This is a genomic window from Moorena sp. SIO3B2 (assembly GCF_010692525.1).
GTDB classification, from domain to species: Bacteria; Cyanobacteriota; Cyanobacteriia; order Cyanobacteriales; family Coleofasciculaceae; genus Moorena; species Moorena producens.
Genome location: NZ_JAAHHE010000261.1, coordinates 1 through 8,645 on the forward strand (window position 1 = coordinate 1; position 8,645 = coordinate 8,645).

Annotated in this window: 8 protein-coding genes; 7 read left to right on the plus strand and 1 reads right to left on the minus strand. The window is 45.2% G+C overall.

Going from position 1 to position 8,645, the window contains the following annotated elements; genetic code table 11:
- From F6K38_RS30310 to F6K38_RS30335, 6 genes are all read left to right on the plus strand, one after another.
- Positions 1 to 561 (plus strand): glutathione S-transferase family protein (locus F6K38_RS30310; protein WP_287358784.1); only part of this gene is annotated, 561 nt, incomplete at its 5' end.
- Positions 562 to 660: 99 nt separating this feature from the next.
- Positions 661 to 978 carry a hypothetical protein gene (locus F6K38_RS30315; protein WP_287254765.1) on the plus strand — a complete coding sequence of 106 codons (318 nt, stop codon included), beginning with the start codon at positions 661 to 663 and terminating at the stop codon, positions 976 to 978.
- A 377-nt stretch (positions 979 to 1,355) separates the two neighbouring features.
- The gene (locus tag F6K38_RS30320; RefSeq protein ID WP_008183917.1) at positions 1,356 to 1,772 is read left to right on the plus strand and encodes a helix-turn-helix domain-containing protein; all 417 of its coding nucleotides are present in this window, start codon (positions 1,356 to 1,358) and stop codon (positions 1,770 to 1,772) included.
- 16 nt (positions 1,773 to 1,788) lie between these two features.
- Complete coding sequence (locus F6K38_RS30325; RefSeq protein WP_044493093.1) at positions 1,789 to 2,016, plus strand: hypothetical protein; 228 nt, start codon at positions 1,789 to 1,791, stop codon at positions 2,014 to 2,016.
- Between the two features lie 319 nt (positions 2,017 to 2,335).
- Positions 2,336 to 4,747, plus strand: a complete 2,412-nt coding sequence (locus tag F6K38_RS30330) for a two-partner secretion domain-containing protein (RefSeq protein WP_287358787.1) — start codon at positions 2,336 to 2,338, stop codon at positions 4,745 to 4,747.
- A 224-nt stretch (positions 4,748 to 4,971) separates the two neighbouring features.
- Entirely contained in the window at positions 4,972 to 7,629 is a 2,658-nt protein-coding gene (locus tag F6K38_RS30335) for a CHAT domain-containing protein (RefSeq protein ID WP_287265931.1), read from the plus strand.
- Between the two features lie 519 nt (positions 7,630 to 8,148).
- Here the strand turns inward: F6K38_RS30335 and F6K38_RS30340 are convergent.
- A complete protein-coding gene (locus F6K38_RS30340; protein ID WP_287358786.1) occupies positions 8,149 to 8,325 on the minus strand; it encodes a hypothetical protein in 177 nt (58 codons plus the stop codon).
- 175 nt (positions 8,326 to 8,500) lie between these two features.
- On the opposite strand from F6K38_RS30340, the gene F6K38_RS30345 reads away from it, so the two are divergent.
- Positions 8,501 to 8,645: helix-turn-helix domain-containing protein (locus tag F6K38_RS30345; protein WP_287358789.1), on the plus strand; the 145-nt coding region annotated here is incomplete at its 3' end.

An 8,645-nucleotide genomic window follows, 5' to 3' on the forward strand; every position in this document is an offset into this window, starting at 1 on the left:
TCTGCACAACTAAAACTTTATGGTGCTCTTCGGAGCCGAGCTGCGATTGTGCAGTGGTATCTTGAGGAGTTGGGAGTGCCCTATGAGTATATCTTGCTGGATATGAAAGCTGGAGAGCATAAACAGCAGGAATACCTGTCGATTAATCCGATGGGGAAGGTGCCAGCAATTGTAGATGGGGACTTCAAACTTTGGGAGTCGGGAGCAATTTTGGTTTACCTAGCTAATAAGTATGGAGAAACCCCTAGTTCTCTGGAAGAACAGTCAGACATTGTGCAGTGGGTGTTGTTTGCTAATGCTACCTTAGGACTAGAATTGTTTTTGGACGATAGACGGGAGAAAGAAACGCCCCGTTTGTTGAAGCCACTAAATGAAATATTAACCGATAAACCGTTTTTGTTAGGGGATAATTTAAGTGTGGCGGATATTGCAGTAGGGTCTTATTTAGCTTATGCCAAAATACTGGTAAATTTGGATTTGAAGGAGTATCCAGCTGTTGCTGATTATGTGATGCGTTTGTCTCAACGTCCAGCTTTTAGAGAAACTATTGGTAATCGGTAATCGGGAGTGGGGAGATGGGGAGATGGGGAGATGGGGAGATGGGGAGATGGGGAGATGGGGAGATCGGAACAGTAACGAGAATTGTATTAGTTGTATTTGGTGCGATCGCATACCGGTTCTCTGCGATGTGCCGCAGGCACCGCTACGCGATCGCATACCGGTTCTCTGCGATGTGCCGCAGGCACCGCTACGCGATCGCATACTGGTTCTGTAAACGCGATGTGCCGCAGGCACCGCTACGCGATCGCATACTGGTTCTGTAAACGCGATCGCATACCGGTTCTCTGCGATGTGCCGCAGGCACCGCTACGCGATCGCAATATGGGCTGCTCATCAGTGCGTCAGTGCAACAGTTTTCTGACCCCTTTTCCCACTAAAACCACACTTACAACCTTTACAACTTTTACCACCCTCTAGCTAGAGATAGTGTCAGTGCAACAGTTTTTGTGACCCTTTAAACTTTTTCCTCTCTTACCACCCTTAAAACCCCTAAACTCAGATATAGCAGTCGCCAGGGCAGTTAGGACATGACAAAAGTCTCAAAGCTAAGTATAGCAATAGTTTTACTTCTGACTTCTGACTTCTGCTATAGCGTTAATGCAACAGTTTTTCTAACCCCTCTTACCACCCTTACCACTCTCTAGCTAAAGATAGTGTCAATGTCTTGATGCAATAGCGAGTGGGGGAAACCCCCAAGACCGCGCTGCATCGCTGCAATAGTTTTTCTAACCCCTTGCATTTTATGAGAATTTGTGTTAAGTTAACAGTAACGTTAAAGCAATGGTTTTGCTGCCATGATGATTTCTACCGCCCAAGCCGCTGAATTACTAGGTGTTTCTGCCACTCGCGTCCGTTTCCTGCTGAGCAAAGGCAGAGTGAAGGGGGCTTATAAGGTGGGTAGGACTTGGGTGATTCCTCTGTTTGATGGTATGCCGGTGGTCACTCCTGGTACTCGCGGACCGAAGCGGAATTGGTCAAAGCGCACGGAGTACACTAAGGCTGTGATTCACGTTAATCAGAAGGTAATTCGCCAAAATCTCAAGAGCGGGGAGCGCAACCCTGTGATCACGGTGAAACGGGGTTCTAAAAATACTTACGGTCATACGGTAGAAGTCAATGGCCCCTGTCGGGTGATGTATCGTCCAGATGATCCATTAAAATGTGGGGCTAGGGTGTGGATTGAGACGATTTCTGATTATAAGGTGAGCTAAGGATTCAGCTTGTAGGGTGGGCAAAAACAGTTTGGTGATTTTGATTGGTCACTACATGATTACGTTGCCCACCCTACCCTACTCTACTTTGAGTAGGGTGGGCAAAAACAGTTTGGTGATTTTGATTGGTCACTACATGATTACGTTGCCCACCCTACCCTACTTATGGGCTATCGGCAAGTCAGCTAAGGATTCAGCTTGTAGGGTGGGCAAAAACAGTTTGCTTCTTTTGATTGGTCACTAAATGATTACGTTGCCCACCCTACCCTACTTATGGGCTATCGGCAAGCTAAGGGAACAGCTTTTGAATAAAACAGGTAAGCAAAAGTTTAATCTGAGTAAAGTCACAGCGCTTGTGGCATGTGCCAAAAAGCTGTTCGCCCAGGGTGAGCCTTTAGCTGACGGCTGACAGCTGACGGCTGAATGCTTACGGAAAAACCGTTTGCTTGTTTTGATTCGTCACGAATAGATTACTTTGCCCACCCTACCTAATAAAACTTAACAGAATCAACAGGTATTTTATGAAATAATCCCAGACATCGGGAGCATTTTGATTGATTAACATGAAAGCTGTGGTTTACGGACTTCTGCAAGCAAGTCCCTTTGTTCTGTGTTCTCTACTGGCTGCAACTACCGCATTAGGGCAAATTACTCCAGATAATACCCTCGGTAATGAACGGTCTGTGGTAACGCCCAATGTGACTATTAAGGGTGCCCTAGCAGATTTAATTGAAGGTGGCGCGATTAGAGACAGTAATCTCTTCCACAGCTTTTCAGATTTTAATGTGGGTGAGATGGGACGGGTTTATTTTGCTAATCCGGCTGGAATTGAGAACATCCTGAGTCGGGTAACTGGAGGTAATGTTTCCAATATTTTAGGGACTCTGGGAGTGTTGGGAAATGCTAACTTATTTCTGATAAATCCCAACGGTATTGTCTTTGGTCCCAATAGCAGCCTAGATTTGGGAGGCTCATTTTTTGGGAGTACTGCCAACAGCGTGGTGTTTGACAATGGTTTTCAATTCAGCGCCACCAACCCAGATGCTCCACCTCTGTTAACGATTAAGGGGCCTCTTGGTTTGCAATATGGAGAAAACTCAGGCAGTATTAGGGCACAAGGAATTAGTGGTGTCCAGAGTTTCTTTCAAGGACTAGGGCTAAGAGTGCAACCGGGTAAAACCTTAGCTCTTGTAGGAAGCGATATTACCTTAGAAGGATTTTTTCTAGAAGCACGAGGTGGACGGATTGAACTGGGTAGTGTTGCTGGTCCAGGTATGGTAAGTTTGACACCAAAAGGGAAAGGTTGGGTTTTGGGATACGAAGGTATTGAGAACTTTCGGGATATCGGAATACTGAGGTCTTTTATCAGTACCAGCGTTGAAGAAGAAAATGACCTGGCTGCCCAAGACAGTGACGGCGCAATTTCCATCCGGGGTTCACAGTTAGATATTGGTAGAACCTCTATCGTTAGAGCAAGCACATTCACCTCATTACCCGGTGGAGATATAACCATCGATGTTCGTCAGTTGACCCTTAGGGATGGAGCAAACCTATCAAGTAACGCTTTTGAAGAGGGAAAGGCAGGAAACGTGACTGTGAATGCTTCTGAGTCTGTGAAAGTTATTGATGGGTTGATTCAAGTTCGATTTCCTAGCGGCCTCTCTGCTTTCACTTCTGGTGCGGGAGATGGGGGAGACATTCTGATTAACACTGACTTTTTTTTGCTTCAGAATGGAGGACAAGTGGATACTATTACTCGTGGTGAAGGAGACGCAGGAAGCTTGAGTGTGAACGCCTCTGAAGTTCAAGTAATTGGTGCTGAGTTTCCCAGCGTCTTGTCTACTCAAACTCAAGGGATAGGAAAAGCTGGAAATTTAAGTATTACTACTGGGAAGTTACTTGTTCAAGATGGAGGACAAGTTAGCGCTAACACAAGAGGTGAAGGGAACGGAGGAACCTTGAGAGTGAATGCCTCTGATTCTGTTCAAGTGATTGGTACATCAGCCAATGGTGAGTTTACCAGCGGATTATTGATTCAAGCTAATCGAGAAGCAACAGGAAATGCAGGAGAGTTGTTGAATATTACCACTGATAAGTTAATAATCTCTGATGGAGCAGAAGTTAGCGCTAGAAGCATTCAACCGGGGAGTTCAGCAGGCAGGGTAGAGATTAATGCCAACTCCATCTTCCTTGACAACAAAGGAATCATCACAGCAGAAACAGCAGGAAAAGAAGGCAATATTATCCTAGAAGCTCGTGATATCCGACTCCTCGACGAAAGCAACATTACCACTAACGCCCAGAATACTGATGGGGGAAATATAGAAATTAATACTGATACCCTAGTCGGTCTCGGAAATAGCGACATCACCGCCAATGCTGAATTTGGCCCAGGAGGTCGTGTTGAGATTAATGCCCAAGGCATCTTTGGCTTAGAGTTCCGGGATCGTCTAACTCCAGACAATGACATCACCGCCACCTCCACCCTTGGCCCATCTTTCAGCGGTGAAGTAATCCTTAATACCCCAGACGTAGACCCCACCTCAGGCTTAACCGAATTACCAGCAAGCCTAGTCGATGCAGAAGCAATCCTCGCCAATGACCTTTGTGGCTTTGAGAATAATCGGATTGCTGGCGGCAGTTCCTTTACCATTACCGGCAAAGGGGGTTTACCACCGACTCGATTAGATCCGGTGATTAATACCGACAGAACAGTGGGCTGGAGAACTCGTCCTGGCTCAGCCAGCACCAGGAGACAAAAATTGCAGCAACAACCTAATGTCAGACGCCCTCAACCTGCCCAAGAAAAAAAAGTGATTATCGAAGCCCAAGGCTGGGTCAGAGCCAAGGATGGCACAATTATTCTGACGGCGCAACCGTTTAGGGGTACTCCTGTTGAGCAGATATTGCCCCATCTTGATTGTCATTCGGGAATCGGGAGTAGGGAGCAGGGAGCAGGGAGTAGGGAAGAGTAATATATAGCGTTTATCGTAGTTATGAGGTACGCTTTTCAACCTCAAAGTCCCCCTTATTAAGGGGGATTTAGGGGGATAATAGGTACCTTATGGGATATAAAATTGCTATAGCATTTTTATTTAAAAGGTGAACATACTCTCTGAAAGAAAGGCAAGAGGCAAGAGGCAAGAGTTAATCAACTATTATTACTATTCCCTATTCCCAATTCCCTTAATTAATTATTATGAAAAAACTATCATTTGTAATTGCCATCGCATTAACCTGTTTACTACCATCCGGGAAAGCCTTATCAAATTCTGCTGATTTTGGGTATAATTTTGCCCCCCTAGCCCCCCAGCGAGCAATCCCTCGCTGGGGGGAACAAAACTCCCAAAGTCCCCCAAATTTGGATGATTTAGGGGGCTTTAACAAGACTAAACGGTCGCGCATTCACTCGAAGATTCAGCAACGCCTAATTCCCGATTCCCTAGGACAACAAGCCCAACACCTCTATGAAACAGGGCAATATCAACAGGCGATACCGTTGTTGGAGCAAGTTATTAGTAACTACAGGGAGAGTGGGGATATTATTGGTGAGATTAACTCCTTAGTTAATCTAGCTTTAGTTTATCAACGTTTGGGAAAGTTGGAACAAGCTCAAGAAATACTATCCCAGAGTTATAGCAAATTATCACAACTCCATAATACCAAAGAAAGTCAAGAATTACAAGCCCAAATTTTGTCAGTGGAAGGACAAGTATACTTATCTCTAGGTGATGCCAAACAAGCTTTATCAAATTGGAAGCAAACTAGTGCTATTTACCAAGACCTAGGAGACCTAAATCGATTAACAGAAAGTCAGATTTACCAAGTGCAAGCCTTACGATCATTAGGGTTGTATCATCAAGCTAATAAAACGTTAAATAAAATCAAGGAAACTCTCCAAGAGCAACCGGATAGTAAACTCAAAAGTACCGCCCTCCAATACCTAGGTAATATCCTGCGCCGAGTGGGTAAATTCCAAGACTCTCAAGAAATTTTACAACAAAGTTTAGCCATCGCCGAAAACTTACCAAATCAGACTTTGATTGCTGAAAGTCTACTCAGTTTGGGGGATACAGCTAGATTACAAGGGGAAACAGAAGAGGCAATGGATTTCTATCAACGGGTTGTGGAGGAATCTCCCTTACCGGATCTTAAGATTCAGGGACAATTAAATCAACTAAGTATATTGATAGCTAAACAAGAGTGGTCACAAGCCAGAAAGTTATTGTCAGGGATAGACTATACCTTAACGACATTATCTCCAAATCAAACAGCAATAAGTGCTAGAATTAATCTAGCCCAAACCCTGTCAAAAAGTAAAAACTCAAATCTCAAATCTCCCAACTCCCTGGCTACTTATCTCGCCGATGCCCTTAAGCTGGCTAGGGAGTTGGGAGATAAAAGAGCGGAAGCTGAAGCTATTGGTAACTTGGGAACCTTATACGAACACGCATCACGTCTTGATGAAGCCCAAGACTTAACGGAAAAAGCCTTACTAATTGCTCAACAAGTCAATGCTCCCGATTTAGCCTATCAATGGCAATGGCAACTGGGCAGAATCCTCAACCAAAAAGCAGATAAAAAAGGTGCGATCGCGGCCTATTCTCAATCGGTGCAAACCCTGCAATCGATTCGTAGCGACCTAGTCGCGATTAGTAGCGATATTCAGTTTGAGTTTCGAGAAAGTGTCGAACCAGTCTACCGAGAATTAGTAGGACTACTCCTAGAACCCAATGCATCTCAAGAAAACCTCAAACAAGCACGAGATGTGATTGAATCCCTGCAACTAGCAGAACTAGACAACTTTTTTAGGGATGCCTGTCTAGATGCTAAACCAGTTAATATCGATGAAATAGACCCAAAAGCCGCGATATTCTATACCATTATCTTGCCAGACCGCCTGGAAGTAATTGTCACCTTGCCCGGGCAACCTCTGCGCCAAATCACCACTAACTTACCTCAAACAGAAATAGAACAACAATTGGCTTTGGCTTGGAGAACTATTACTAGCCCTTGGCGAGGTCTTGAAAAGGAAAACTTGCAAACAATACACGACTGGTTAATCACCCCCATTGAAGCGGAACTAGCCAACAGCAACATCCTCACCCTAGTATTTATTCCAGACGGAGCCCTGCGGAATATTCCCATGTCTGTGCTTTATGACGGGGAAAACTATGCTATCGAGAAATATAATATTGCGGTAGCACCTAGTTTACAATTAATCGACTCTCAAGCCAATGTCAGAGAAAACGTTTCAGTTCTGGCTGCTGGAGTCACGGAAACTCGTCCCCATCGTCCCAATTTAGGAGCACTTCCTGGGGTGAAGGAAGAATTAGAGAATATCATGGCTCAAGTTCCCTCATTGATTCTACTCAATGAATCCTTTACTGAATCCAACTTCAATACAGAAGTTAATAACTCTGCGTACGAAGTGCTCCATCTAGCCACTCATGGTCAATTCAGTTCAGTAGCTGAAGAAACCTTTCTCCTGACCTGGGACGACGTAATCAATCTCAATGAGTTAAATACTCTGATCTCAGCGGATCAAAAGCAAAAAAATCCGATTGAATTACTCGTCCTCAGTGCTTGTCAGACAGCGGCAGGAGACTCCCGAGCGGCTTTGGGATTGGCTGGAGTAGCAGTGCGTACTGGGGCACGCAGTACCATTGCCAGTCTCTGGTATGTGGACGATCTAGCCACTGCAGAGTTAATGACTCACTTTTATCAGAGGTTAGCCACAGGCAAAGTTACCAAGGCTGAAGCTCTGGGTCAAGCTCAACAGGAGCTGTTGCAGACGCCGGAATTTAGTCACCCCTTTTACTGGTCGGCTTTTATTTTGTTGGGAAATTGGTTGTGAAGTGGAGTAGGGAGTAGGGGGTAGGGGGTAGGGGGTAGGGAGTAGGGTGTGGGGTGTGGGGTGTGTGGGAGGTGTGGGGAGGGTGGGGAGTGTGGGAGGTGTGGGGAGTGTGGGAGGAGAGAAGAGGAGCAGGGAACAGAAAGATGTCTTAATCTTTACTTCGACTGCTATTAGGAACTGGAGCTGGCAACAGTAACGAGAATTGTATTAGTTGTATTTGGTGCGTTCGCGTAGCGTGGCCGTAGGCCAATCCCATACTGGTTCTCAAAAAAGCGATCACATACCGGTTCTCAAAATAGCGATCACATACCGGTTCTCAAAATAGCGATCGCATACCGGTTCTCAAAAAGCGATCGCATACTGCTTCTCAAAAAGCGATCGCATACCGGTTCTCAAAAAGCGATCGCATACTGCTTCTCAAAAAGCGATCGCATACCGGTTCTCAAAAAGCGATCGCATACTGGTTCTCAAAATAGCGATCGCATACTGGTTCTCAAAATAGCGATCGCATACTGCTTCTCAAAATAGCGTACGCATACCGGTTCTCAAAATAGCGATCGCATACTGCTTCTCAAAAAGCGATCGCATACCGGTTCTCAAAAAAGCGATCGCATTTTTGTGTGCTGCTGACAAATATAGTGCGTCAGTGTCTTGATGCAATAGCGAGTGGGGGAAACCCCCAAGACCGCGCTGCATCGCTGCAATAGTTTTTTCTAACCCCTCTTTCCACCCTTAACATTCTTACAACTTTTAAAACACTTACCACCCTCTAACTAGAGATAGTGTCAATGCAATAGTTTTTCTAACCCCTTGCATTTTATGAGAATTTGTGTTAATATAACAGTATTGTTAAAGCAATGGTTTTACCGCCATGATGATTTCTACCGCTCAAGCCGCTGAATTACTAGGTGTTTCTGCCACTCGCGTCCGTTTCCTGCTGAGCAAGGGCAGAGTTAAGGGGGCTTATAAGGTGGGTAGAACTTGGGTGATTCCTCTGTTTGACGGTATGCCGGTGG